Source organism: Citricoccus sp. I39-566 (genome assembly GCF_031432995.1).
In the GTDB taxonomy this organism is placed as follows: domain Bacteria; phylum Actinomycetota; class Actinomycetes; order Actinomycetales; family Micrococcaceae; genus Citricoccus; species Citricoccus nitrophenolicus_A.
Map to the genome: position 1 here is coordinate 1400002 of NZ_CP133842.1, position 25703 is coordinate 1425704.

Annotated in this window: 23 protein-coding genes, 1 tRNA gene and 1 pseudogene; 17 read left to right on the forward strand and 8 right to left on the reverse strand. The window is 71.4% G+C overall.

Annotated elements, in window-relative coordinates; translation table 11 throughout:
- The first annotated feature begins 111 nt into the window (after positions 1-111).
- From RE421_RS06510 to RE421_RS06525, 4 genes are all read left to right on the forward strand, one after another.
- Positions 112-999: a C40 family peptidase gene (locus RE421_RS06510; protein ID WP_309816145.1), complete on the forward strand. Its 888-nt coding sequence runs from the start codon at positions 112-114 to the stop codon at positions 997-999.
- A 292-nt stretch (positions 1000-1291) separates the two neighbouring features.
- Positions 1292-1786 (forward strand): HNH endonuclease, encoded by a 495-nt coding sequence (locus RE421_RS06515; protein ID WP_309816147.1) that lies wholly within the window; start codon positions 1292-1294, stop codon positions 1784-1786.
- Between the two features lie 41 nt (positions 1787-1827).
- Positions 1828-2112, forward strand: coding sequence for a molybdopterin-guanine dinucleotide biosynthesis protein (locus tag RE421_RS06520; RefSeq protein ID WP_309816150.1), 285 nt, complete (start codon positions 1828-1830; stop codon positions 2110-2112).
- Positions 2109-3983 carry an ABC transporter ATP-binding protein gene (locus RE421_RS06525; RefSeq protein ID WP_309816153.1) on the forward strand — a complete coding sequence of 625 codons (1875 nt, stop codon included), beginning with the start codon at positions 2109-2111 and terminating at the stop codon, positions 3981-3983. The genes RE421_RS06520 and RE421_RS06525 overlap by 4 nt, the downstream gene beginning before the upstream one ends.
- A gap of 15 nt (positions 3984-3998) precedes the next feature.
- Here the strand turns inward: RE421_RS06525 and RE421_RS06530 are convergent.
- A tRNA-Arg gene (locus tag RE421_RS06530) sits at positions 3999-4075 on the reverse strand.
- 32 nt (positions 4076-4107) lie between these two features.
- Positions 4108-4761 (reverse strand): hypothetical protein, encoded by a 654-nt coding sequence (locus RE421_RS06535; protein ID WP_309816156.1) that lies wholly within the window; start codon positions 4759-4761, stop codon positions 4108-4110.
- Positions 4762-4854: 93 nt separating this feature from the next.
- Between RE421_RS06535 and RE421_RS06540 the strand changes: the two genes are divergently transcribed.
- From RE421_RS06540 to sucD, 5 genes are all read left to right on the forward strand, one after another.
- Positions 4855-5718, forward strand: a complete 864-nt coding sequence (locus RE421_RS06540; protein ID WP_309816157.1) for a hypothetical protein — start codon at positions 4855-4857, stop codon at positions 5716-5718.
- 22 nt (positions 5719-5740) lie between these two features.
- Entirely contained in the window at positions 5741-6442 is a 702-nt protein-coding gene (locus tag RE421_RS06545; protein ID WP_309816159.1) for a class F sortase, read from the forward strand.
- Between the two features lie 73 nt (positions 6443-6515).
- Positions 6516-9026: a DNA helicase PcrA gene (gene pcrA / locus RE421_RS06550; RefSeq protein WP_309816162.1), complete on the forward strand. Its 2511-nt coding sequence runs from the start codon at positions 6516-6518 to the stop codon at positions 9024-9026.
- Between the two features lie 141 nt (positions 9027-9167).
- The gene (gene sucC, locus RE421_RS06555; RefSeq protein WP_309816165.1) at positions 9168-10346 is read left to right on the forward strand and encodes an ADP-forming succinate--CoA ligase subunit beta; all 1179 of its coding nucleotides are present in this window, start codon (positions 9168-9170) and stop codon (positions 10344-10346) included.
- 14 nt (positions 10347-10360) lie between these two features.
- Complete coding sequence (gene sucD / locus RE421_RS06560; RefSeq protein ID WP_309816169.1) at positions 10361-11275, forward strand: succinate--CoA ligase subunit alpha; 915 nt, start codon at positions 10361-10363, stop codon at positions 11273-11275.
- Between the two features lie 258 nt (positions 11276-11533).
- On the opposite strand, the gene RE421_RS06565 is transcribed toward sucD, so the two are convergent.
- Positions 11534-12670: a VIT1/CCC1 transporter family protein gene (locus tag RE421_RS06565; protein ID WP_309816171.1), complete on the reverse strand. Its 1137-nt coding sequence runs from the start codon at positions 12668-12670 to the stop codon at positions 11534-11536.
- A gap of 283 nt (positions 12671-12953) precedes the next feature.
- Here RE421_RS06565 and RE421_RS06570 point away from each other — a divergent pair, with 283 nt between their 5' ends.
- Both RE421_RS06570 and RE421_RS06575 read left to right on the forward strand, forming a co-directional pair.
- Complete coding sequence (locus RE421_RS06570) at positions 12954-13352, forward strand: DUF202 domain-containing protein (protein WP_309816176.1); 399 nt, start codon at positions 12954-12956, stop codon at positions 13350-13352.
- Positions 13353-13354: 2 nt separating this feature from the next.
- On the forward strand, positions 13355-13687 hold the full coding sequence (locus tag RE421_RS06575; protein WP_309817136.1) for a DUF202 domain-containing protein: 333 nt from the start codon (positions 13355-13357) through the stop codon (positions 13685-13687).
- A 54-nt stretch (positions 13688-13741) separates the two neighbouring features.
- On the opposite strand, the pseudogene RE421_RS06580 reads toward RE421_RS06575, so the two are convergent.
- Positions 13742-15068, reverse strand: a pseudogene (locus RE421_RS06580) (sodium:solute symporter); the annotation flags it as partial.
- 98 nt (positions 15069-15166) lie between these two features.
- Here RE421_RS06580 and RE421_RS06585 point away from each other — a divergent pair.
- The 3 genes from RE421_RS06585 to RE421_RS06595 are packed head-to-tail and all read left to right on the forward strand — an operon-like array spanning position 15167 to position 18409.
- Positions 15167-15742, forward strand: coding sequence for an XRE family transcriptional regulator (locus tag RE421_RS06585; RefSeq protein ID WP_309816179.1), 576 nt, complete (start codon positions 15167-15169; stop codon positions 15740-15742).
- A gap of 40 nt (positions 15743-15782) precedes the next feature.
- Positions 15783-16748: an agmatinase gene (gene speB / locus RE421_RS06590; RefSeq protein WP_309816182.1), complete on the forward strand. Its 966-nt coding sequence runs from the start codon at positions 15783-15785 to the stop codon at positions 16746-16748.
- Positions 16745-18409, forward strand: coding sequence for a thiamine pyrophosphate-binding protein (locus RE421_RS06595; protein ID WP_309816185.1), 1665 nt, complete (start codon positions 16745-16747; stop codon positions 18407-18409). Before speB ends, RE421_RS06595 begins: the two co-directional genes overlap by 4 nt.
- 75 nt (positions 18410-18484) lie before the next feature.
- On the opposite strand, the gene RE421_RS06600 is transcribed toward RE421_RS06595, so the two are convergent.
- Both RE421_RS06600 and RE421_RS06605 read right to left on the reverse strand, forming a co-directional pair.
- Entirely contained in the window at positions 18485-18919 is a 435-nt protein-coding gene (locus RE421_RS06600; protein WP_309816187.1) for a pyridoxamine 5'-phosphate oxidase family protein, read from the reverse strand.
- Between the two features lie 121 nt (positions 18920-19040).
- On the reverse strand, positions 19041-19937 hold the full coding sequence (locus tag RE421_RS06605) for an inositol monophosphatase family protein (RefSeq protein WP_309816190.1): 897 nt from the start codon (positions 19935-19937) through the stop codon (positions 19041-19043).
- Positions 19938-19997: 60 nt separating this feature from the next.
- On the opposite strand from RE421_RS06605, the gene RE421_RS06610 reads away from it, so the two are divergent.
- Positions 19998-21167 (forward strand): App1 family protein, encoded by a 1170-nt coding sequence (locus RE421_RS06610; protein ID WP_396134606.1) that lies wholly within the window; start codon positions 19998-20000, stop codon positions 21165-21167.
- A complete protein-coding gene (locus tag RE421_RS06615; protein ID WP_309816194.1) occupies positions 21164-21646 on the forward strand; it encodes a thioesterase family protein in 483 nt (160 codons plus the stop codon). Before RE421_RS06610 ends, RE421_RS06615 begins: the two co-directional genes overlap by 4 nt.
- Here RE421_RS06615 and gdhA read toward each other — a convergent pair.
- Together gdhA and RE421_RS06625 are read right to left on the reverse strand one after the other, a co-directional pair.
- Positions 21639-22979 (reverse strand): NADP-specific glutamate dehydrogenase, encoded by a 1341-nt coding sequence (gene gdhA, locus RE421_RS06620; protein WP_309816198.1) that lies wholly within the window; start codon positions 22977-22979, stop codon positions 21639-21641. The genes RE421_RS06615 and gdhA overlap by 8 nt on opposite strands.
- Before the next feature lie 115 nt (positions 22980-23094).
- Positions 23095-24138, reverse strand: coding sequence for an aldo/keto reductase (locus RE421_RS06625; protein ID WP_309816201.1), 1044 nt, complete (start codon positions 24136-24138; stop codon positions 23095-23097).
- Between the two features lie 269 nt (positions 24139-24407).
- Here RE421_RS06625 and RE421_RS06630 point away from each other — a divergent pair, with 269 nt between their 5' ends.
- Positions 24408-25670, forward strand: a complete 1263-nt coding sequence (locus RE421_RS06630; protein WP_309816204.1) for a DUF222 domain-containing protein — start codon at positions 24408-24410, stop codon at positions 25668-25670.
- Positions 25671-25703: the final 33 nt, after the last annotated feature.

Genomic DNA, 25703 nt, shown 5'->3' on the forward strand with positions numbered 1-25703 from the left:
GGCAGCCAGCCGATGGTTTGCCACACCCCCCGCGACCACGGCGTCTTCAAGCAGTCGTCCATCATGGCGGGGGCGGACTTTGTCCGGCGGCACGTGAGAGAGGTCATTTCCGTGTCGAAGCGCAGCTCCGCAGCACGCCACCGCGCCACCCCGGCGAACACCAACCCGTTGGAGGCCATCTCCAAGGCCGTCTCCTCGAACGCAGGCACCGTGGGCCGCCAGGCCGCCGTGGTGGCCGCAGCGTCCGGCCTCGTGCTGACGATCGGCATGCCGGCCCAGGGCGCCGCGCCCGCCGTCCGGGAGACCACCCGCATCCCGGCCCCGGGCCTGGACATCGAGCGTGCGGCGGTGACCACCGTCAACGTGGCCGCGGCCAAGGACGTGAAGGTCGAGCTGGACCGCGCCACGGTCTCCTCGAAGCCCGCCCCGGAGCCCGAGCCGGAACCGGCCCCCGAGCCTGAGCCGGCCCCGCGCGCCGAGCGTGCCTCCACCACGCAGGCCGAGTCCTCGCAGGGCCAGTCGACGCGGCAGTCCAGCTCCTCGTCGTCGTCTTCCTCCTCTTCTTCTTCTTCTTCTTCCTCCTCTTCTTCTTCCTCCTCCTCGGCCGCCACCCAGCAGGTCGCCTCCACCCCGGCCCCGGCCGCCCAGAGCTCCTCCGTGGGCGGCGTGGTGGGCGCCGCCTACGCCGGCGTGGGCGTGCCCTACGTCTACGGCGGCAAGGGCCCCTCCGGCTGGGACTGCTCGGGCTTCGTGTCCTGGGCCTACGCGCAGGCCGGGATCAACATCCCGTCCTCCACCTCGGCGATCCGGGGCTCCGGCCTCTTCGTCCCCACGTCCAACCCGAAGCCGGGCGACCTGGTGTTCCAGAACGGCGGCGGCCACGTGGGGATCTACGTGGGCAACGGCCAGATGATCGGCGCCCAGAACCCCTCCGTGGGCACCTTCCAGCACTCGGTGACCCGGAACCCGCTGATGGGCTACTACACCTACGTCGGCTGATCACCGACTCCACGGTCCGGGACTGAGCCGGACCAGCGACGACTGCTACGAGGGCCCCTCCTTCCGGAGGGGCCCTCGGTCGTTCCCGGCATGAAGGGAGCGTGAAGGGGCCGTGAACACTCCTGCCGACACGCCCGGAACCGGGGGTGCATGAACCGAAGCCCCCGGTTCCTCCGCGTATCCTGAACCTGATCGTCAACCCGATTCATCCCCGCAGACGCCGGATGGCCGGGTCGGTACCCGGCGGACGATCCGGCGCCCGCGGCTCAGACACCGCCGCGAGGTACGTCCCATGCGCACTCTGGTCCTGAATGCCGGCTACGAGCCGCTGTCCGTCGTCAGCTACCGCCGGGCCATCCTGCTGGTGGGCACCGGCAAGGCGAGCGTGCTCGCCGATGGCGGCGACCCCGTCGTCGGGCCCTCCACCACGGTGCGCCGCCCGGCGGTCATCCTGCTCACCCGGTACGTCCGCATCCCGCACACCGACTCGGCACCCGTGTCCCGCAGGGGCGTGCTGCGCCGCGACTCCCACCTCTGCGGCTACTGCGGGCGTTCCGCCAGCACCGTGGACCACATCCACCCCCGGTCCCGCGGCGGGGAGGACTCCTGGGAGAACCTGGTGGCCTGCTGCCTGGTCTGCAACAACGCCAAGGGGGATCGCACCCTCGCGCAACTGGGCTGGACCCTGCGCCTCACGCCCCAGCGCCCGCGCGGGCCCCAGTGGCGAATCCGCGAACTGGAGCGCCCGGCCGAGCAGTGGACGGACTTCCTGGCCGCCGTGGCCTGAGCCGGGGCCCCAGCGGGCCGAAGCGGACCTAAACTGGGATGATGCCCGAGACCCTGACTGCTGAGCTGATGGCCGCCCTCGAACTCGGGGACGCCGCCGTGGACATCCCCCGCCTGGCGCGGCTCGCTCGGATCGCGGCCGCCACCTCGGGGAACGACGACGACGCGGCGGCGACCGCATTCATCGCCGGCTATGCCGCCGGGCTGGCCGAGGGAACGGGGCAGGCAGGCTTCGACCGGGCCCACCGCGCGTCGTTGCACGGCATCGAGCGACTGCTGGACCGGGCCGTCGCGGAGGACGTTGAAAGAAACCGGCCCGCACGATGAGCATGGAACGCGCGGCCATGATGGCCATGCGCCGGGTCAGTCACGGGGACCCGGCCGCGAAGGGCACGCTGCGTCCTGGAACCGTCCGGCGATCCCTGGACTTCGTGCGCCGCTACCGGGGCAAGCTCGTGTTCTACCTCGTGCTGTCCGTGGTGGGCGCCGTGCTGGGGGTAGCCTCGCCCGTCCTCGCCGGGGACGTGGTGGACGCGATCGTGGGGGAGGGGGACGCCGACCGGATCGTCCGGCTGGCCCTGCTCATCGCCGCGGTGGCCGTGGCGGACGCCCTGCTGGCGGTGGCGACCCGGTGGCTCTCCTCGGACCTCGGGGAGCGGATCATCTACGACCTGCGCACCGCCGTGTTCGACCACGTGCAGACCATGCCGATCGCCTTCTTCATGCGCACCCGCACCGGCGCCCTGGTCTCCCGGCTCAACAACGACGTGATCGGCGCCCAGACCGCCATCTCCCGGACCCTGTCCGGCGTGGTCATGAACCTCGTCTCGGTGGTCCTCACCCTGGCCGTCATGCTGACCACCTCGTGGCAGATCACCCTCGTCTCCCTGGTGCTGCTGCCGCTGTTCTTCATCCCCGCCCGGCTGCTGGGCGGCACGATCGCCGGGCTCAGCCGCCGCCAGGCCCAGAACAACGCCGCCATGGGCGACCAGATGACCGAGCGGTTCTCCGCGCCCGGGGCCACCCTCGTCAAGCTCTTCGGCGACCCGCGCCGGGAGTCGGTGGAGTTCGCGGGACGCGCCGACCGGGTGCGGCAGACCGGCGTCGGGATCTCCGTGCGCCAGTCCGTGTTCATGACGGCGCTGACGCTGGTCTCCGCCCTCGCGCTGGCGGCCGTCTACGGGATCGGCGGACTGCAGGCGCTGGCCGGCTCCCTCAACGCCGGGGACGTGGTGACCCTCGCGCTGCTGCTCACCCGCCTGTACGCCCCGCTGACCTCGCTGGCCAGTGCGCGCGTGGAGATCATGGCCGCCTTGGTCTCCTTCGAGCGGATCTTCGAGGTCCTGGACCTGCAGCCGCTCATCCGCCAGAAGCCGGATGCCGCCCCGATCCCGGCCGGTCCCGTGACCCTCGAGGTCCAGGACGTCCGCTTTGCCTACCCGAGCGCCGAGCAGGTGTCCCTGGCCTCGCTCGAGGAGGTCGCCGTGCTGGACCGACGGGGCGGATCCGAGGTGCTGCATGGCATCTCCTTCACCGTGCGCCCCGGCCAGACCTATGCGCTGGTCGGCACCTCCGGCGCCGGCAAGTCCACCATCGCCGCCCTGCTGGCCCGGTTGTACGACGCCGGCTCCGGCACCATCCGCTACAACGGCACCGATGTGCGGGACACCACCTTTGCCTCACTGCAGCAGACGGTGGGGATGGTCACCCAGGACGGGCACCTGTTCCATGACACGATCCGCGGCAACCTCACCCTGTCCCGTCCCGGGGCCGGCGAGGACGAGGTCTGGGACGCGATCGACCGGGCCCGGCTGCGGGAGGTCGTGGAGTCCCTGCCGGACGGCCTGGACACCGTGGTGGGGGAGCGCGGCTACCGGCTCTCCGGCGGCGAGCGCCAGCGCATGACGATCGCCCGGCTGCTGCTGGCCGGCCCGCGCGTGGTGCTGCTGGACGAGGCCACCGCCGCCCTGGACTCCACCTCGGAGAAGGCTGTCCAGGCGGCCCTGGCCGAGGCGTTGGCCGGCCGCACCGCCGTGGTGATCGCCCACCGGCTCTCCACCGTCCGCTCCGCGGACCGGATCCTCGTGGTCGAGGACGGCCGCGTGGTGGAGGAGGGCCCGCACGCCGAGCTGCTGGCTGCCGGCGGGCGCTACGCGGAGCTGTATCGGACCCAGTTCGACGATCCGGGACAACTGTAGTGCGGCCCCTCTGAATGGTGCCCCCGGCCGGAATCGAACCGACGGCCTACCCTTTAGGAGAGGGTCGCTCTATCCTACTGAGCTACGGGGGCGGGGGACCGGAGGGCCGGTCCACCCGAACATCCTACTGAACGATCCGGGCCTTCCGCTCCCTGAGCAGGCGCCGGGTCTTCCCGGCCACGATCACCACCACCCATGCGGCGAGCGCCACGAGCAGGACCCACCGCGCCGAGGTGAATGCGGAGGCCAGCTCGGCCCCCTCGCCGCCGGCGTCCAGGGCCGACTCGATGAGCATGTTCTCGGCGATGTCCACGACCGCGAAGAGCCCGCCTGCGGCGTAGGAAACCCACCGGCCGGCGCCGCGGGGCAACGACCAGGCGGCCACGGCGGAGACGCAGGCGAAGACGAAGAGCGGGAAGATCACCCCGGCGGTCTTGTGCACCCAGTTCAGCTGCCCGTGCGCCGCGGTGTCCATGGCGGCGTCCAGCTCGGCGAGGTCGGCGGCGCCGTACGAGAACCGGTGGTCCGGCATGGGCAGTCCGCCGGACAGCACGGACATCTGCGGCAGGGCGAGGACGTGCAGGTAGAAGAACATGAACAGCGTGGCGCCGACCAGCGCGATGATGAGCATGCCCGGGCTGCCCTGCTGCTGGCCGGAGGCCTGCAGGTCCTGCCGGGCCTGCCCCACGGACACCCTCGGGCGCTGGACGGGCGCGACGCCGGCCGGGGCCTTGGCCTGGGCGCTCGCCGTGGGCTTCTTGCGGTTCTTCTGGGACACGGATACCTCCAGTCTCCATTGTCCCAGTTCCGCGCACCGGCGGGGGACCACGGTCCGATGTGAGGAATTTCACGGCATGACCCATCCGCTCCCATGGTGGCTCCGAACACCCTGTATCCGAACGACAACGAGGAGATCATCATGCGCAAGAACATGCTCTTGGCCCCGGTCATCGCCCTGGGTGCCCTGACCCTGACCACGTCCCCCGCCCTGGCCCACAGCGGTCACGGTGAGGGGGGCGGCACCGCCACCACCACGAGTACCCACGAGGGCGCCTGGTCGGGGCAGGCCACCCTGGACCCGTTGAACGACAGCGGCACGTCCGGCCAGGCCATGATCGAGCTGGACGGCAACGAGGCCACCGTCTCGGTGAACGTCACCGGCGCCGCGGAGACCTTCATGGACGGTCCCTTCCCGCACGCCCAGCACATCCACATTGCCGGCCAGGGGGTCTGCCCCGGGCCGGATGCGGACACCGACGGTGACGGTGCCATCAGTGTTCCCGAGGGACATCCCTTCTACGGGGCCATCGGCACGTCGCTGACCACTGAGGGCGACACGAGTGCCGACTCGGCGCTCGCGGTCGAGCGGTTCCCGGGTGGCTCCGCCTACAACTACGAGCGGACCTTCGAGCTCAACGACGAGACCGCCGCCTCCCTGGCTGACGGTACCGCCGTGGTGGTGGTCCACGGCGTGGATCCCACCAGGCTGAGCGCGGAGGCGCAGGAGAAGCCGAGCGAGCTGGATCCGTCCCTGCCCCTGGCCGCCACCCTCCCGGCGGCCTGCGGCACCGTGACCGTCTCGCAGATGGGGCAGATGCCGGAGGGTGGCGCTGACACCGGTTCGCCGGTCCAGCGCCAGGACACCTCGGGGATCTTCCTCGGCGTGGGTGCCCTCGCCGTGGCCGCCCTGGGCGGCGGGGCCTGGGCTGTCAGCCGGCGCTCGAGCCGGGCCTGATCGGGCGGAGGCCGACCACATCATGACGTCCCCCTCCGCTGTCCGCCGCGCAGGCCTGACGGTCTGCGCGGCGGGCGCGCTCCTGCTCGCCGCCGGCTGCTCCGCTGCCGTGGAGTCACCGTCGGCCCCGTCTTCCTCCGCTGCGTCCTCCGCGGCGTCGTCGTCCGCCTCGGCCTTCCCGGCCGAGACCACCGCGGAGCCCGAGCCGACCACCACGTCAGAGGCCTCGCCGGAAGCCACAGCCGAGGCCACCCCGGTGGCCCTCCCGGCCTCCGACCCGGTGGGGATCTCGGTCCCCGGCATCGGGGTGGAGTCGGAACTCATGGACCTCGGATTGCAGGACAACGGCATGATCGAGGTCCCGCCCTACAACCTCGGCTCGCCGGCCGGCTGGTACGTCCACTCGCCGACGCCGGGGGAGACCGGCCCCGCCGTGATCCTCGGCCACCGCAACGGGATCGAGGGTGGGCCCGGGATCTTCGCCGACCTTCCCCAGGTCGAGGTGGGAGACTCCATCGAGGTGGCCCGGCAGGATGGCTCCGAGGCCTCCTTCACCGTCTACCGCACGGAGCGGTTCGGCAAGGACCGGGAGGGCTTCCCCACCCTGGAGGTCTATGGCAACACCGCAGGTCCCGAGCTCCGGCTGATCACCTGCGACGGGCTGAACGAGCAGACGGGCCTGCTCGAGGAGAACTTCATCGTGTACGCCACCCTCGACTCCTGAGCGCCGGCTGGGGCGGCCGGACTGTGGACGAGGGCGGACGGCGTCCGCGCCACTCGATAGACTTCTGGGCACCATGTCCCAGAATTTCCAGACCTCCCTGCCCGGCCTCTTCACCTCCCGCTCCCTCGAGCCGGTCGCCACGGATCCGGAGGCCTTCGCCGCCTCCGCGCCCGCGCACCGCACCCCGGATGCGGACGAGCTGCTGGAGGGGCTGAACGAGCAGCAGAAGCTCGCCGTGGTGCACACCGGCGGGCCCCTGCTCATCGTGGCCGGCGCCGGCTCGGGCAAGACCCGCGTCCTGACCCACCGCATCGCCTACGCGCTGGGCACCGGGCGGGCCCGCCCGCACGAGGTCCTGGCCATCACGTTCACCAACAAGGCCGCCGCGGAGATGCGTGAGCGGATCTCCGCGTTGATCGGCCCGGCGGCGCAGAAGATGTGGATCTCCACGTTCCACTCCTCCTGCGTGCGCATCCTGCGCCGCGAGGCCACCACGGTCGGGCTGAAGTCCAACTTCTCGATCTACGACTCGGCGGATTCGCTGCGCCTGGTCACCTCGATCGCCAAGGCCCATGACCTGGATCCCAAGAAGTTCGCCCCCAAGGCCCTGCTGAACCGGATCAGCGCCCTGAAGAACGAGCTCGTGGACGCGGAGGACCACTCCGCCACCGTCTCGGACTCGGAGCCCTTCGCCCAGGCCGTCTCCGCCGTGTACCGGGACTACACTCAACGCCTGCGCCAGGCCAACGCCATGGACTTCGACGACCTGATCGGCATGACCGTCAACATGTTCGAGGCCTTCCCCGCCGTCCTGGACAATTACCGCCGCCGCTTCCGGCACGTGCTGGTGGACGAGTACCAGGACACCAACCACGCCCAGTACCGGCTCGTGCGGCTCCTGACGGGACCGGCCGGCGAGCCCGAGGGCGTGGAGACGGCCGGTGGTGAGCTGACCGTGGTCGGGGACTCGGACCAGTCCATCTACGCCTTCCGCGGCGCGGACATCCGCAACATCGTGGAGTTCGAGCAGGACTACCTTGAGGCCACCACCATCAAGCTCGAGCAGAACTACCGCTCGACCCAGACCATCCTGGACGCCGCCAACGCGGTGATCTCCAAGAACCCGAAGCGCCGCCCCAAGAGCCTGTGGACGGCGGAGGGCGCGGGGCCGAAGATCACCGGCTACGCCGCGGAGAACGAGTCGGCCGAAGCCGAGTGGATCGCCACCACGATCGACCGCCTCCAGGACGAGGAGGACATCCGCCCCGCGGACGTCGCGGTCTTCTACCGGACCAACGCCCAGTCCCGCTCCCTCGAGGAGCGACTGGTGACCAAGGGCATCCCCTACCGGGTCATCGGCGGCACCCGGTTCTACGATCGCAAGGAGATCAAGGACGCGCTGGCCTACCTGCGGGTGCTGGCGAACCCGGACGACGACGTCAACCTCCGGCGCATCCTCAACGAGCCCAAGCGGGGGATCGGCGACCGGGCCGAGGGCGCCGTGGCGGCACTGCAGAACCGCCACCGGTCCACCTTCTTCGAGGCGCTGCGCCAGGCCGAGCAGGCCCCGGCCATGGCGTCCCGCTCGCTCAAGGCCGTCACGGGATTCGTGCAGATGATGGACGACCTCGCGCAGGTGGCGGCCACCTCCAGCGCTGCCACCGTGCTCGAGGCCGTGCTCGAGCAGACCGGCATGCTGGCCACCCTGCGCTCCTCCGAGGACCTGCAGGACGAGTCCCGGGCGGACAACCTGGGCGAGCTCGTGGCCGTGGTCCGCGAGTTCGAGAAGAACAATCCGGAGGGCACCCTCGGGGACTTCCTGGAGCAGGTGGCCCTCGTGGCGGACGCGGACCAGCTGCCGGACACCGGTGACCTCGAGGGGGCCGAGCTGGCCGAGCGGCTCGGCCAGGTCACCCTCATGACGCTGCACACGGCCAAGGGCCTCGAGTTCCCGGTGGTGTTCCTGACCGGCATGGAGCACGGGGTCTTCCCGCACTCCCGGTCCATGACGGATGAGAAGGAACTCGCGGAGGAGCGCCGGCTCGCGTACGTGGGGCTGACCCGCGCCCGCCAGCGCCTCTTCGTCTCCCGCGCCGAGGCCCGTTCTCTGTGGGGCCAGCACCAGTTCAACCCGCCCAGCCAGTTCCTCGGCGAGATCCCCGAGGCGCTCCTGGAGTGGGAACGCGAGGGCTCTGCCCGCCCGGCCGGGTTCTCCGGGGGCTGGGGCGGCGGCAGCATCGGCGGCCACCAGAACGGCTCCGGCTCCCGCTATCCGCAGCGGTTCTCCGGCTCCCACTGGGGAGCCGGCACCGGTACGGCCAACCGGCCGGCCCGCGCGTCGGGCTCCTATGCCGAGGACGCCGAGCTGACGGTCCCGCCGCGCGGGGCGGCCCGCACCCGGGTCCAGCCGCAGAAGGAGATCGTCTCCCTGTCCCCGGGAGACCACGTGGAGCACGGCACCTTCGGGCGAGGAACCGTGCTCACCCTCGAGGGCCAGGGGGACAAGACGGTGGCCAAGGTCGATTTCGGCGGGACCGAGAAGCGGCTGCTGCTGCGGTACGCCCCGCTCCACAAGGTGGACTAAGGTATGGGATGGAACGCCCGGGGAACCCCCGGGCTTCCGGCCGGCTTCCGCCGTGCCGGACACACGGCAGATCTGTGGTGTGCCTGAAGCCGCTCGCGGAACCCGACCGTCCCCGTTTTCGACGTAGAAGGACTGCAACCCGTGGACCTGTATGAATACCAGGCGCGCGATCTGTTCGAGGCACACGGCGTCCCCGTGCTGGCCGGCATCGTGGCGCAGACCCCGGAAGAGGCCAAGGCGGCCGCTGAGAAGCTTGGCGGCGTGACCGTCGTCAAGGCCCAGGTGAAGGTCGGTGGCCGCGGCAAGGCCGGCGGCGTCAAGGTGGCCAAGAACGCCGATGAGGCCTTCCAGTACGCCAAGGACATCCTGGGCATGGACATCAAAGGCCACACCGTCCACCAGGTCATGATCGCGGCCGGTGCGGACATCGCCGAGGAGTACTACTTCTCCGTGCTGCTGGACCGCTCCAACCGCACCTACCTGGCCATGTGCTCCGTCGAGGGCGGCATGGAGATCGAGCAGCTCGCCGTGGAACGCCCTGAGGCCCTGGCCAAGGTGCCCGTCTCCGCGCTGACCGGCATCGACGCCGCCACCGCGCAGAAGATCGTGGCCGAGGCCAACTTCCCGGAGGAGCTGCGCGGCCAGGTGGCCGACGTCCTCGTGAAGCTGTGGGACGTCTTCGAGAAGGAGGACGCCACCCTGGTGGAGGTCAACCCGCTGGTCAAGACCGGCGCCGGTGACATCATCGCCCTGGACGGCAAGGTCACCCTGGACGAGAACGCCGACTTCCGCCAGGAGGGCCACGGCGCCCTCGTGGACAAGCGCACCGAGGACCCGCTGGAGGCCAAGGCCAAGGCCAACGACCTCAACTACGTCAAGCTGGACGGCCAGGTCGGCATCATCGGCAACGGCGCCGGGCTGGTCATGTCCACCCTGGACGTGGTGGCCTACGCCGGCGAGAACCACGGCAACGTCAAGCCCGCCAACTTCCTGGACATCGGCGGCGGCGCGTCCGCCGCGGTCATGGCCAACGGCCTGGACGTCATCCTGAACGACGAGCAGGTCGAGTCCGTGTTCGTCAACGTGTTCGGCGGCATCACCTCCTGTGACGCCGTGGCCCACGGCATCGTCAAGGCCCTGGAGATCCTGGGCGAGTCGGCCACCAAACCGCTCGTGGTCCGCCTGGACGGCAACAACGTGGAGGAGGGCCGGCGCATCCTGGCCGAGGCCAACCACCCGCTGGTCACCCTCGCGACCACCATGGACGAAGGCGCCGACAAGGCCGCAGAACTCGCCAACTCCGCGCTGGCTGACAAGTAAGGACCCCCCACACCATGTCGATCTACCTGAATAAGGACTCCAAGGTCATCGTCCAGGGCATCACCGGCGGCGAAGGCACCAAGCACACCGCCCTGATGCTCAAGGCCGGCACCAACGTCGTCGGCGGCGTCAACGCCCGCAAGGCCGGCACCACCGTGACCCACACGCACTCGGAGGGGCACGAGGTCGAGCTGCCCGTCTTCGGCTCGGTGGCCGAGGCCATGGAGGCCACCGGCGCCGACGTCTCGGTGGCCTTCGTGCCGCCGAAGTTCGCCAAGGACGCCGCCATCGAGGCCATCGAGGCCAAGATGCCGCTGCTCGTGGTCATCACCGAGGGCATCCCGGTGCAGGACACCGCCGAGTTCTACGCCCTCGCCGCGTCCCGCACGGATGCGGACGGCAAGCCGACCACCACGATCATCGGCCCGAACTGCCCCGGCGTCATCACCCCCGGCGAGGCGCTGGCCGGCATCACCCCCGCGAACATCACCGGCAAGGGCCCGATCGGCCTGGTCTCCAAGTCCGGCACCCTGACCTACCAGATGATGTACGAGCTGCGTGATCTCGGCTTCTCCACCGCCATCGGCATCGGCGGCGACCCGGTCATCGGCACCACGCACATCGACGCCCTGGCGGCGTTCGAGGCCGACCCGGAGACCGAGGCCATCGTGATGATCGGCGAGATCGGCGGCGACGCCGAGGAGCGTGCCGCCGACTTCATCAAGGCCAACGTCACCAAGCCGGTCGTCGGCTACGTGGCCGGCTTCACCGCCCCGGAGGGCAAGACCATGGGCCATGCCGGCGCCATCGTCTCCGGCTCCTCCGGCACCGCCCAGGCCAAGAAGGAGGCCCTCGAGGCCGCCGGTGTCAAGGTGGGCAAGACCCCCTCGGAGACCGCCGCCCTGATGCGCGAGATCCTGCAGGGCTGATCCAGGCTCCGACCTACGGCGACGGCCCCCACCTTCCAGCGGAAGGTGGGGGCCGTCGTCGTCGTGGTGATCGGGGGATACTCTCCCTAGAGCGCCGAGACGATCCAGATGACCAGGGCGATGGCCACCAGTATGCCCACGATGGTCCAGACCAGGTTGCTTCCACGCATGTTGCATCCTCCGATTCCTGTTGATTACTGCCCCAGTATGGGCACATTTCGGTCTGACGTGCCAGTTGGGGCAGCCTTCCTGCCGTGATCAGGCCAGTTCGGTGCCGAAGAGCAGGCCCAGCACGTAGGTGATGGCCGCGGCGCCGAAGCCGATGAGCAGCTGACGCAGCCCGCGCTTGAGCGGGGAGGCACCGGAGAGCAGCCCGACCACCCCGCCGGTGCACAGCAGGGCCAGTCCCACGAGCGCCGCGGAGAGCGCCACGGCGCCGATCCCGCCCAGGCCGAACAGGTAGGGGATGACCGGGATAATGGCGCCGGAGGCGAAGAAGCAGAAGCTGGAGAACGCGGCGCTCCACGGGCTGCCGATCGCCTCGTGGTCATCGGAGTAGTCCACCGGCCCCTGCGAGCCGTCCGGGTGTGCCGAGAAGGACGGGTTGCAGTCACAGCTGAAGTAACCCAGGCGTTCCTGGGCGCGGTGGACCGCGTCCTCCTCGTTCATGCCGCGGGCCCGATAGACGAGGACCAGCTCGTTCTCGTCCAGGTCCAGGTGTTCGGCGGCCTCGAGGGTGACCTGTGTGGGGGAGGAGGCCTCCAGCAGCTCGCGCTGCGAGCGCACGGAGACGAATTCCCCGGCCGCCATGGACAGGGCGCCCGCCAGCAGCCCGGCGATGCCCGTGAACAGCACCACCGAGGTGGCCACGCCCGTGGCGCCGATGCCCATCACGAGGGCCAGGTTGGACACCAGGCCGTCGTTGGCGCCGAATACCGCGGCCCGGAAGTTGCCGGCCAGCTGCTCGCGGCCCCGGGACGCGAGGCCGCGCACGACCTCCTCGTGGATGGCCTCGTCCGCCACCATGGCGGGGGTGGCGTGCTGGTCCTGGGCATAGGGGGAGTCCGACTCGGCGCGCTGGGCCAGGGCCAGCACGAAGACCGAGCCGAACAGCCGGGCCAGCCAACGCAGCAGCACCCGGTGCGGTGAGGGGCGCGGCGGGTTCTCGGCGTGCTCGCCCAGCAGCGCGCGCCAGTGGTCCTCGTGCCGCTTCTCCGCAGTCGCCAGTCCCAGCAGGATGTCCCGCTCCGGGCCCTCCTTGCGGTCGGCGATCACCCGGTAGACCTCAGCCTCGGCGATCTCGTCGGCCAGGTACCGGCGCCACCGCCGGATCTGGTCCCGGGTGGGCTCGGCGCCCAGGGACGTGGGTGTGGTGATGTCGTGCGGGTGATCCATCGAGTTCCTCCAAGCAGGGCCCCGACCGGCGTAACCCCCACGGGGATACTTCGGCCAGAGCGGTGTCTGGCCGAAGGTCTCGCTCGCCCAGACACGATCGACGGCTGGGTGGGGCGCCGGGCCCCCATCGGGGAAGCCAGTATGTCGACGCGCCGCTGCATTCGCCCTGGGGGCGGGTGGGAACTACTCCCCTTCGACGTGCCCAGTCTACTGGCTGCGGAGCGCCGGCGACAAAAGGAGGGAGAAGTCGAGGACGGGGTGACCGCCTGATTAGGCTGGGTCCATGACACCTTCAGAGCCGGGCGGGCCGCCGGACCGGGGCCGGTTCTCCAGCAGAGTGCTCGACGGCGGCCGGGAACCCGATCCGCGCTTCACCCTCGCGAACGAGCGGACCTTCCTGGCGTGGATCCGCACCTCCCTGGCGCTGACCGCCGGCGGGATCGCCGTGGAGGCCTTCACCGGTTTCGTGTTCGACCCACTGACGCGCCTGGTCCTCGGGTCCGTGCTCCTGGGCCTGGCCGCCCTGTTGGCGATCACGGCCGGCTTCCGCTGGATCCGGGTGGAGCGGGCCATGCGGCACGGCCGTCCGTTGCCGCTGCCGCTGATCGTCCCGGTGCTGGCCGCCGGGGGCGCGATGGCCGCCCTGGTGCTGCTCGTGTTCCTGCTGCTCCGGCAGCCGTGACGGTGCCGTCCTCGCGGCCGAGCCTCCACCAGGACCCCGGGCTGCAGCCTGAGCGGACGGTGATGAGCTGGGACCGGACGCTGCTGGCGCTGTTCGTGGTGGCGGCCATGCTCCTGCGCTGGTTCCCCGCCGTGGGGCTGGCGGCGCTGCTGCCGGCGGGACTGTGCGGCGCCGCGGCCCTGGCGATCCACCTGACCCAACGCCGCCGGTACGCGCTGCAGTCCACCGGCATCGCCGCGGAACGCGTGGAGGCGGACGTGTTCGCCGTGCTGTGGATGGTGGTGCTCGTGGTGGCCGTGGCGGTGCTGGGGATACTGGCGATCTGGGTGCTCTGACGGCCGGGCACGACTCGTGGCGGGCGGCGTCAGGACACGTACGCCGGGGCGGAACTCCTCGGCGGCGCCCTCGGTCCGGCGCCGGCGCCAGGCCGCGAGCACGGACGGGGCCGTCGGCCGCGTCAGCAGGCTGACCGCCACGTACACCACGGCCGAAGCCGCCAGCCCCACGTAGATCGGCTCGTTCGCGTAGGCCCCCGCGAACGGCTCCGTGCCGCGGGCTTCGAGGATCACCATGGTGGTCAGCGTGCCGACGGTGCAGGCCCAGCACCCACCAGCGGTTGGTGTCCACATCCTCCTCGAAATCGCGTGACGGCCCGCCGTCCGGCTGCCCCGGACGGCGGTGGAGCAGGTCGCGGACGAGGGGGACGACGTCGGCCCGGGCCACGGTGGCGGCCGCGATGAGGGCGCCGGAGGCGGTGGACATCATCGCGGCGACCGCGGCCGCCAGTGCGACGCCGCCGATCCCGAGGGGCAGGATGTCCAGGGCGACGGTGGCGAAGACATCGTCCCGCACCTCGATACCGGGCAGCAGGACGGCCGCGGTCATGCCGATCACCGACCCGGCGACGCCGTAGAGAATGCAGTAGACGCCGGCGGCGGTGCCACCCCAGCGGGCGACCTCCGGGGAGCGAGCGGTGAACACGCGCTGCCAGATGTCCTGGCCGATCAGCAGGCCGAGGGTGTAGATGACGAAGTAGGTGATGATCGACTGCAGCCCCATGCCGCTGAGGTCGAAGAACTCGGCGTCCAGGCGGGACGTGAGCCCGGACCAGCCGCCGGCCCGGGACAGCGAGACCGGCAGCATCAGACCGAACAGGCCCACCGTCATGATGAGGAACTGCGCCATGTCCGCCAGGGTGATCGACCACATGCCGCCGATCACCGCGTACGCCAGCACGATCCCGCCGCCGACCACGATGGACAACCACCGGTCCCAGCCGAAGAGCACGACGATGACCGACGCGTAGGCGCCGGTGGAGGTGGCCGCCAGCATCAACGTGTAGGCCAGCATGACGAGCGAGGAGGCCCGGGTCGCCTCGGAGCCGTAGCGCAGGGTGAGCATCTGCGAGACGGTGTAGATCTTCAGCCGCTGCAGGCTCGGGGCGAAGGCCAGGCTCAGCACGAGCACGCCCACGCCGATCGCGGTGACCAGCCACAGCCCCGAGACCCCGTATTCGTACCCGAGCCCCACGCCGCCGACCGTCGAGGCGCCGCCGAGGACGACGGCGCTCATGGTGCCCGTGTACAGGAACGGGCCGAGACGGCGGCCAGCCACGAGGTAGTCCGAGGTGCCGGCGGTGCGGCGGCGCCCCCACCAGCCGAACGCGAGCATCCCGGCGAGGTAGCAGGCGATGATGACGATGTTGGGTGTCTGCATGGAAGGTGCCCTTGGTCGGGATGTGTTGCGGATCACATCACATGCCCTATACGGTAAACACATGTTTTCCACTAGACAACCTGCTGGGTGAGACGGGCGTGAAGTCCCTGCCCATCCAGCCGCTCGGCACCCAGCCGGCCATCGGCCGGCGCCTGCGCGACCTACGGCAGCAACGGCGCCTGACCATGGAGCAGGTCGCCGAGTTCACCGGGCTGACCAAGGGCTTCCTCTCCCGCGTGGAACGCGACCTGACCAGCCCCTCGGTCGCCAGCCTCGTAGCGCTCTGCCAGGTGCTGGGCGTCCCCCCGGGCGAGGTGCTCGACTCGGCGGAGACCGCCCTGGTCCGGCTGGAGGACGCCCCCCGGGTGAGCCTCGGCGGGGAGGGCATCACGGAGCAGCTGGTCACCCCGCCGGGCCAGCGGGAGCTGCGGATCATCCGGGCCGTGGTCGCCCCCGGCGGCAGCGGCGAGGCAGACCTCTACACCATGGACTGCTCCGTGGAGTCCCTCCACGTCATCGAGGGGCCGTTCGTCCTGGTCATGCAGGACGGGGACCTGGACCTGCGCTCCGGGGACACCGTGACGTTCCCCGGCACCGAACCGCACTCCTGGCGCAATCCGGGCGCCCAGGCCGCCGTCGTGCTCTGGATCCTGGCCGGGCACCGCGCCCGGTGAGATGAAACGACCCCCCCCACCGCCGCAGAGAGGACCTGACATGCTGGACAAGCCCCGCGTCATCGAGAACGGCAACCTCGGGCCGATGGACTCGGCCCTGGTGCCCCGCTACGGCGGCGCCGCGACCTTCGCGCTGCTGCCGCGGCTGGACGAGGTGGAACGGGCCGATGTCAAGGTGGTCGGCGTGCCCTTCGACTCCGGGGTCTCCTACCGGCCGGGCGCCCGGTTCGGCCCGGGGCACGTGCGCCAGTCCTCCCGGCTGCTGCGCCCCTACAACCCGGCCACGGACACCTCGCCGTTCGTCCAGGTGCAGGTGGCGGACGCCGGGGATCTGGCCGTCAACCCCTTCGACCTCGACGAGGCCATCGCCTCCATCCAGGTCGACGCCCTGGAGCTGACCGAGGACGGGGCCCGGCTGCTGACGATCGGCGGCGACCACACCATCGCCCTGCCCCTGCTGCGGGCGGCCGCCGAGCGCGCCGGGGGACCGGTGGCGCTGCTGCACTTCGATGCCCATCTGGACACGTGGGATTCGTACTTCGGTGCCGCCTACACGCACGGCACCCCGTTCCGCCGGGCTGCGGAGGAGGGCCTGCTGGCCACGGAGGCCGCCTGCCACGTGGGCACCCGGGGCCCGCTCTACGGCCGGAAGGACCTCGACGACGACGCCCGGTTCGGGTTCGGGATCGTCACCTCCGCGGACGTCTACCGGCAGGGGGCCGACGCCGTGGCGGCGCGGCTCGCCGAGCGCATCGGGGACCGCCCGCTGTACGTCTCCGTGGACATCGACGTCCTGGACCCGGCCCACGCCCCCGGCACCGGCACCCCCGAGGCCGGCGGCATGTCCAGCCGTGAGCTGCTGGAGATCCTGCGGGGCCTGCGCGGGGCGAACCTGGTGGGGGCCGACGTCGTGGAGGTGGCCCCGGCCTACGACCACGCCGAGCTCACCGGGATCGCGGCCGCCCACGTGGCCTACGACCTGATCGGACTGCTGGGGGAATCATGACAGGACGCACCGGCGGTGACCTCGTCATCGAGACCCTGACGGCCCTGGGGGCCAGCACGGTGTTCGGCATCCCGGGCCAGCACGCCCTCGGGCTCTTCGACGCCCTGTCCCGCTCCCGGCTGCGCTACGTCTCCTCCCGGGTGGAGAACAACGCCGCCTTCGCCGCGGACGGCTACTCGCGGGCCACCGGGGAGGTCGGGGTGCTGTTCCTCTCCACCGGCCCCGGCGCGCTGACGTCACTGGCGGGGCTGCAGGAGGCCTATTCCACCGCGGTGCCGATGCTCGTGGTGGCCTCGCAGATCCCGCTGTCCGGGCTTGGTGCCCGTCGCAAGGGCATGCTGCACCAGCTCGACGACCAGAAAGCTTCCGCGCAGAACGTCACCAAGGCGCAGTTCAGCGTGCACCACCCCTCCGGGATCCCCTCGGCCATCCAGGACGCCTGGGCCGAGTCCGTCACGGTGCCCCAGGGTCCGGTATGGGTGGAGGCCCCGCAGGACGTGCTGCTGGGCGAGGTGTTGGTTCCGCGCGTGCAGGACGCCCTCGCCGTGCCCTACGACCACCCGCCGCGGGCGGAGCTGGTGGAGGAGTCCGTGCGCTGGCTGGCCGCCTCCGACCGGACCGCGATCGTGGCCGGCGGCGGGGTGCGCCGCTCCACGCACGACGCGCAGCACCACCTGCGCCGGGTGGCCGAGCTGCTGGACGCCCCCGTGGTGTGCACCCCCGGCGGCAACACCGCCTTCCCCTGGGAGCACCCGCTCTCCCTCGGGTCCTGGGTGGAGGACCGCCACGTCACCGACCTGCTCGAGGACGCCGAGGTGTTGCTCGTGGTGGGCTCCTCGCTCGGCGAGGTCACCTCCAACTACTTCACGCTGGTCCCGCGCGGCCGGCTCATCCAGGTGGACGCCGAACCCCGCGTGCTCGAGTCCAACTTCCCCACGCTGGGCGTGCGAGCCGACGCCGGCCAGGCCCTGTCCGCGCTCGCCGACGCCCTCACCGACGCCCTGCCCGACGCCCTGCCGGAGTCCCAGGCCGCGGCGCCGGCCTGGCACGGGCGCACCGCCGCCCAGGCGGTGGCGGCGGTCAACGCCCGGGTCGCCGCGCGGCTGGACGAGCAGGACCTGGGCCGCGAGCGCCGGTTCATGGCCGATCTCCGGGCCGCGGTCCCGGCCGGGATGCAGACCTACTGGGACATGACGATCGCCGCCTACTGGGGGTGGAACTGCTGGGACGCGCGGTCCGGCCAGTTCCATTCCGCCCAGGGGGCCGGCGGGCTGGGCTACGCGTTCCCGGCCGCGATCGGCGGGGCCCTCGGCGCGGGGGAGCGGACGCTGGCCGTGGCCGGGGACGGCTCGGCCATGTACTCGATCGCCGAGCTGGCCGCGGCGGTCCAGCACGGGGCGGACGTGACCTGGCTGATCGTGGACGACGGCGGCTACGGGATCCTGCGCGAGTACATGGAGGGTGCCTTCGGCCAGGCCACCGCCACCGAGCTGCACCGGCCCGACTTCGTGGCGCTGGCCCGCTCCTTCGGGGTGCCCGCCGAGGAGGTCGCGGTGGACGAGGTGGGCCCCGCCCTGGGCCGCACCCTGGAGCGGAAGGGGCCGGCCGTCGTCGTGGTCAGGACCCTGCTGAGGATGTGGAGTCCGACGCACCTGGACTGAACGGGCCCGGACGCACTTGACCCCCGGCGAAGCGTCAGCTGCCGGGGGTCAAGCGGTGAAGTGTGCGTCCGGCTGCTAGTCGAAGCGCTCTGGATGCTCACCGAAGATGAAATGCCGTCCGGTCACCCGGCTGACATTGACCTCTATGTAGAAATCCTTATACGTGGGGACCCAGGGGTCAATACCCAGTGACTCGGCGAATTCGATCTCCTCCTCCGTCTCCAGGACGCGGGCCGTGCCGCGGGCCAGCACGGACCAGGCCTGGTCCGAGAGGATGCCGTCCGCCTCCACGAGGATCTTGGGGTTGATGGTCAGCTCGGCCAGCTTGTTGCCGGGGGCCGAGCGGAAGTAGATCTTCTGGTCCCGGGCCACGATGTTCACCGGGACGAGGTCCAGCTCGTCGCTCACCCGCAGGCCGAGCCGTCCGTGCCGGGTGTTCTCCAGCAGCTGCCAGCACTGGCCCTCGTCCAGCACGAGGATGGCCTCGCCGTCGGGGTGTTCGAACATCATGGCCCGGTCTCCTTCGGTGTGTGCGGTGCTCTGACGGTCCTGCCCGGTCAGTGGGTGGTTCCCATTCTCCCGTGCCCGGCGTGTCCCGGCTAGGGCTGGGGCGGGACCGCCCCCGGTGCTGCTAGCGGGTATACCCGGCCGCCCGGCGGGCGGTGACGGTCTCCTCCAGCACGCGCACCGCCGTGGGCGCGGTGCGTCCCGGGGCCACGGCCACGTAGCACGGTGCCAGGTGCGCGGGGCGGCGCTCCGGGCCGAGGGTGTCATAGAACAGTCCGAGGTAGTGACCGCCGGCCCGGGTCACGAGCAGCTGGCCGACCCCCACGTCCCACGGGTTCGTGTCCACGCCCAGGGTCACGTCCGCCCAGCCGATCGCCGTGTAGGCCAGCTCCAGGGCCCCGGACACGGTGCGGCGCACGGTGGCGTAGGCGTCCACGAGCCGGCCGAATCGCTCCAGGGCCGCGGGCCCGTCCACGGCCAGGGCCTCGGCCGAGGGGTAGGAGGTCACGAGGCTGAGGGCGGACTCGGCGCCCGGCTCACCGGCCGCACCGCCGGCCGCACCGCCGACCGCACCGCCGGCCGCGGCACCGGCCCCGAAGCGCTCGCCGTTGAGGTACGCCCCGGCGTCGTCGGCGGAGAATTCCAGGCCGTTCACCGGGTCCAGCACCACGCCGGCCACCACCTCGCCGTCCACGGCGGCGGCGATCGAGATCGAGAACATCGCGAAGCCGTGGGCGAAGTTGGCGGTGCCGTCGATCGGGTCGACGATCCACTCCAGGCGGTGGGGTTCCCCGCGGGCACCGCCCTCCTCGCCGACGAAGCGGCTGCCGGGCACCGCCTCGCCGAGCAGGCGCACCAGCTCATCCTCCGTGGCGCGGTCGTGCACGGTGACCAGGTCGTGGGCGTTGCGCTTGGTGGAGATCTCCGGCGCGGCCCGGAAGGCCTCGACGAGCCGGGGGGCGCAGGCGGTGGCGGCGGAGACGGCCAGGCGGCGCAGTCCGCCGGGGGAGGGGAGGGACATGTCGCCAGCCTAATGGTCACCGATGCGGGGCGGACCGGCGTGGTGGTGAATACTGGACGTATGGCTGAGAGGACTTCCCCACCGCACGCCGCTGCTGAGGACGCCCCGCCGTCCCCCCTGCTCGAGGAGCGGGACGTCCTGATCACCGAACACGTGGCCACCATGCTCCAGGACCGGTGGCACGCCTTCCGGCGCAAGGCCGCCGTCCGTCGGGGCCACATGCCCACGGTGATGTCCTTCACGGGCTACGGCACCACCCGCTGGGTCCGGGTGCTCTCCCGGGTGGTGATGGCCCCGGACGAGGCCTTCGAGAACGGCCGGCGACTGGCCAAGATGGTGGAGGACGGCGTGCGCGGCTGGCACAACTTCACCTCCGCTCCGGTGCCCTACGCCCTCGTGGAGATCACGGCCGGCGGCCAGACGTTCACCGTCCGGGCGGACCGCGGAGGCGTGGTGGACGCCGTGGTGGAGGCGGACATGGAGCCGGGGTGGCAGAGCGTCACCCTCCAGGCCAACGGCAGCGAGCCCTCCTTCACGGACGTGTACGTCGTGGACGACCATGTGGTCACGGGCGTGGTCTCGGACATCGATGACACCGTGGTGGTGACCTACCTACCGCGGCCGTTCCTCGCCGCCTGGAACTCCTTCGTCCTGGACGAGCACGCCCGCACCCCGACCCCGGGGATGTCCGTGATGCTGCACCGGCTGATGGAGACGCAGCCCGCTTCCCCGGTCATCTACCTCTCCACGGGTGCGTGGAACGTGGCCCAGACCCTCTCCCGCTTCCTCTCCCGCAACCTCTACCCCTTCGGCCCGCTGCTGCTGACCAGCTGGGGGCCCACCGAGGACCGCTGGTTCCGCTCCGGCCTGGAGCACAAGGTCACCCAGCTGGAGCGGCTCGCCCAGGACTTCCCCGGGGTGCGGTGGCTGCTGATCGGCGACGACGGGCAGCACGATCCCGAGATCTACGCCGACTTCGCCCGCCGCCACCCGGACAAGGTGCGCGCCATCGTCATCCGTCAGCTCACCCCCTCCCAGGCGGTGCTGGCCGGTGGCCGTGCCGAGGATCCCCGGGACAGCACGCCGGGCGTGCCCTGGTGCTACGGTCCGGACGGTGCTGACCTGGGCCGCCAGCTCGAGGGGCTCGGGATCCTGGATTCCGGCCGTGCGGAGGCGAACCCGCAGACCTGGCCGCTGACCTCCCAGCTGCCCGTGGTGACTCCGTCATGACCGGGACCGGGGCGGTGGGGCCCCGGCCCGACGGCGGCGGGCCCGGTATCCGGGTGGACGTCGCCCTGCGCTGGGGGGACATGGACGCCTACGGGCATGTGAACAACGTGCGGGTCGTCTCGATCCTGGAGGAGGCCCGGATCCAGGCCTTCGGCGTCCCCACGGGGACGGGAGCGGCCGGGGATCCCGCCCCCGTCTCCCTGCTGGACGGGGTGCCGGACACCGTCTGGACGCTGATCGCCGAACACCGCGTCCGCTACCGCAGGCCACTGGAGTACCGCAACGTCCCGGCTCAGGTCTGGGTCTGGGTGGCCGAGGCCAAGGGCGCCTCGATCGAGGTGGCCTATTCCGTCCGGGACGGGGTGGACGGAACCGAATGCGTCACCGCCACCACCACCATGGTCTTCGTGGACTCGGCCACGGGCCGCCCGGTGCGGCTGAGCGAGGCCCAGAGGGACTCGCTCAGCCGGTTCAGATGACGCCCTGGGCCAGCATGGCGTCGGCGACCTTGACGAAGCCGGCGATGTTGGCGCCCACCACGTAGTTGCCGGGGGCGCCGTAGCGGTCGGCCGTCTCGAGGCAGCGGTCGTGCAGGTCGGTCATGATCTGCTCGAGCTTGTCGTGGGTGTGCTCGAAGCTCCAGGTGTCCCGGGAGGCGTTCTGCTGCATCTCCAGGGCGGAGGTGGCCACACCGCCGGCGTTGGCGGCCTTGCCGGGGCCGAAGAGGACGCCCGACTGGATGAACAGCTCGGTGGCCTTCTGGGTGGAAGGCATGTTGGCGCCTTCGGCCACGGCGACCAGGCCGTTCTCGATGAGGGTCTTGGCCGCCCGGTCATCCAGCTCGTTCTGCGTGGCGGAGGGCAGGGCCACGGTGCCGGGGACGTCCCAGACGGAGCCCTCGGCCACGAAGCGGGACGTTCCGCCGCGATGCTCCGCGTACTCCGAGATCCGGCCGCGCTGGACCTCCTTGATCTCGCGGAGCAGGTCCAGGTCGATGCCGTCCTCGTCCACCACGTAGCCGGAGGAGTCCGAGGCGGTGATGGCCGTCGCCCCCAGCTGCTGGGACTTGGCGATGGCGTTGAGGGCCACGTTGCCGGAGCCGGAGACCACGACGGTCTGGCCGTCCATGGACTGGCCCTTGGTGCGCAGCATCTGGTCCGCGAACATCACGGCGCCGTAGCCGGTGGCCTCCGGGCGGACCAGGGAGCCGCCCCAGGACATGCCCTTGCCGGTCAGGACGCCGGACTCGAAGCGGTTGGTGATGCGCTTGTACTGGCCGAACAGGTAGCCGATCTCCCGCGAGCCCACGCCGATGTCCCCGGCCGGCACATCCGTGTACTCGCCGATGTGGCGGTACAGCTCGGTCATGAAGGACTGGCAGAAGCGCATGATCTCGGCGTCCGAGCGGCCGGCCGGGTTGAAGTCCGAGCCGCCCTTGCCGCCGCCGATCGGCATGCCGGTCAGGGCGTTCTTGAAGATCTGCTCGAAGCCCAGGAACTTGATGATGCCCAGGTAGACGGAGGGGTGGAACCGCAGTCCGCCCTTGTAGGGACCGAGCGCGGAGTTGAACTCCACGCGGAAGCCCCGGTTGATCTGCACGGAGCCGTTGTCGTCCACCCACGGGACGCGGAAGATGATCTGGCGTTCGGGTTCACACATCCGGCGCAGGATCCCCGATTCGACGTACTCGGGGTGGCGGTTGACCACGGGGCCGAGGGCCTCGAAGACCTCGGTCACGGCTTGGTGGAATTCGCTTTCGCCGGGGTTGCGGCGGAACACTTCGTTCCGCAGGTTCTCCAGACCCTGTTCCATGTCCGTCCTCGCTTTCCTCGGTGGCGTCCCCTCGCAGGGCGGGCATCCCCTGTCAGGGTGCGGCCGGGACCACTGTACCGGCACGTCGGTGGACGGAAGAAAGCGTGACGGTGCCTCAGGGGCGCACCGGGGCGTCCTCCGTGTCGATCGATGGCCGCTGGTGCTCCGCGTAGCGGTGCCCGTGCACCGTGGCGTGATTGATGATCGCCCCGACCCGCGCCACGTCCTCCGCCGTCAGGACCACCCGCTCGGCCGCGCGGTCCTCCGCGAGGTGGGCGGCCGACGTCGTGCCCGGGATGGCCAGCACTTCGGGTCCCTGGGCGAGCAGCCAGGCGATGGACAACGACGCCGGCGTGGCGCCCAGGCGTTCGGCCTCGGCCCGGAGCGGCTCCAGCAGCGCGAGGTTGGCCGGGTAGTGCTCGGCCGAGAAGCGCGGCATGCGGTGGCGCATGTCCCCCTCCGGCAGCGCGGACGGGTTCCGCAGGGTGCCGGTGAGGAAGGCGCGGCCCACGGGGGAGAAGGCCACGAGGGCGGTGCCGGTGCGGCGGCAGGCCTGCAGCAGGCCCCACTCGGGGTTGCGCGTCCAGAGGGAGTACTCGTTCTGGACGGCGGCCACGGGGTGCACGGCGTGGGCGCGTTCCAGCGTGGCGGCGGAGACCTCGGAGAGGCCGTAGGCGCCGATCTTCCCGGCCCGGACCAGCTCCGCCAGGGCGCCGGCGCTGTCCTCCACGGGGACCTGCGGGTCGAGCCGGTGCAGGTAGTAGAGGTCGATGAACTCCGTGCCGAGGCGTCGCAGGGAGTCCTCGACCTGGCGCCTCAGGGTCTCCGGCCGGCCGTCGATGCCGCCGGCCGAGTCCCGGGACGCGCCGGTCAGCCCGCCCTTGGAGGCCAGGAGGACGTCCTTCCGGCGGGTCCCGAGGGCGCGGCCCACGAGCTCCTCGTTGCGCCCCGTGCCGTAGAGGGTGGCGGTGTCGACGTGGTCCACGCCGGCGTCCAGCGCGGCGTGGATGAGGGCGACGGCGTCCTCCTCCGAGGGGAAGTCAGAGTACCCATGGTTGAGGTTCATGCAGCCGAGGCCCACCGGGCGTACGGTGCGGCCGGCGAGGGTGCGGGGCGTGGAGAGGTCGGTGGTGACGTCGGTGCTGAGGTCGGAGCTCATGGTCCGAGGGTAGGGCAGGGACGGTGCCCGTCACTGCACAGGTGACGTGCGGCGCCATGTTGCCCCCAGCCGCGGCGTGCTGGCGGCCGGCGGGCGTTATCGTGTCCGGAGGCGCACCTAGAGTCGAAGACATGTTCGAAGATCGCCCGCCAGGGGTACCGGAGCCGCCCAGCCCGCCTGACCCGCCCAGCCCGCCCGACGAGCCCGATCCACCGGGTCCGCCAGGTCCGCCCGATCCACCAGGTCCGCCCGATCCACCGCACTCGCCCGTGCCGGGGGACGCCGTCGACCTCGTGCGGATCCGCCAGGCGCTCGCGGCCATGCGGCCGGCGGACGATCCGGCCGAGGCCGTTGACCGGATCCGCGTGCTGGAGGAGCTGAAGGCCGCCTGCGCGGCGGCCCAGGCGCGTGAGACCGTGGTGCTCAACGAGCACCGCCAGATCCAGGACGCGGCCCACGGGCGGGCGAAGGGGGATTTCGGCCGGGGCGTGTGCGGTGAGGTCGGGCTGGCCCGGCGTGAATCACCGAACCGCGGGCGGACGCGGCTGCGGTTGGCCCGCCACCTGGTGCAGGACATGCCGCACACCCTGGCGGCGCTGACCACCGGGGAGATCAGCGAGGACCGGGCCGCCCTCCTGGAGCGGGAGACGCACTGGCTCCCTCCGGCCGCCCGGCGGCGGGTGGACGAGTCCCTGGCCGAGCGGATGCCGTTCCTGGGGGACCGGCGCCTGATCAGCGAGGTGCGGCAGGAGGCGATCCGTCAGGATCCCGTGGCCGCCACCGACCATTTCGACCGTGCCCCCGCCTCCCGCCACGTCACCGTCAAGCCGGCCGGGAACGGCATGGCCTACCTGACGGCACTGCTGCCCCTGGAGCAGGCCGTGGCCTGCCGGCGCGCCCTCATGGAGCACGCGGCCTCCGTGACAGCTGCCGGGGAGGCCACCGGCCGAACCACGCACCAGATCATGGCGGATGCCGTGGTGGAGCGCCTCACCGGGCAGGAGCGGGCCACCGACACCACGGTGGAGATCCAGCTGGTCATGACGGACGCCGCCCTGTTGGACGGGGAGGACACGCCCGCGTGGCTGCCGGGGCACGGTCCGGTTCCGGCCGAGCATGCCCGGCAGATCCTCGGCCGCACGGAGGCCGAGGTCTACCTGCGGCGGCTGTACACGGCGCCGGAGACCAAGAGCCTGGTGGCCATGGACTCGCAACAGCGGACGTTTCCGGCCCTGCTGAGACGGATGGTGCTGCTGCGGGATGACCTGTGCCGGACGCCCTACTGTGATGCGCCGATCCGGCACGCGGACCACGCCGTGCCCCACCGGGACGGTGGGCAGACGTCCTGGGAGAACGCCTCGGGTCTGTGCGCCCGCTGCAACTTCATGAAGGAGAACCCCGGCTGGAACCACCGCCCCGGCCCGAACGGGCTGGAGGTCCGCACGCCCACCGGCCATGTCTACGCCATGCCCGTGCGGCCGTTCGCGCCGCCGGAACGGAGGTGGGGTCCCGGGGCGGGCCAGGCCGCCTGAGCGGACCGGTCCATGGGAGGCCGAATCGGGTGC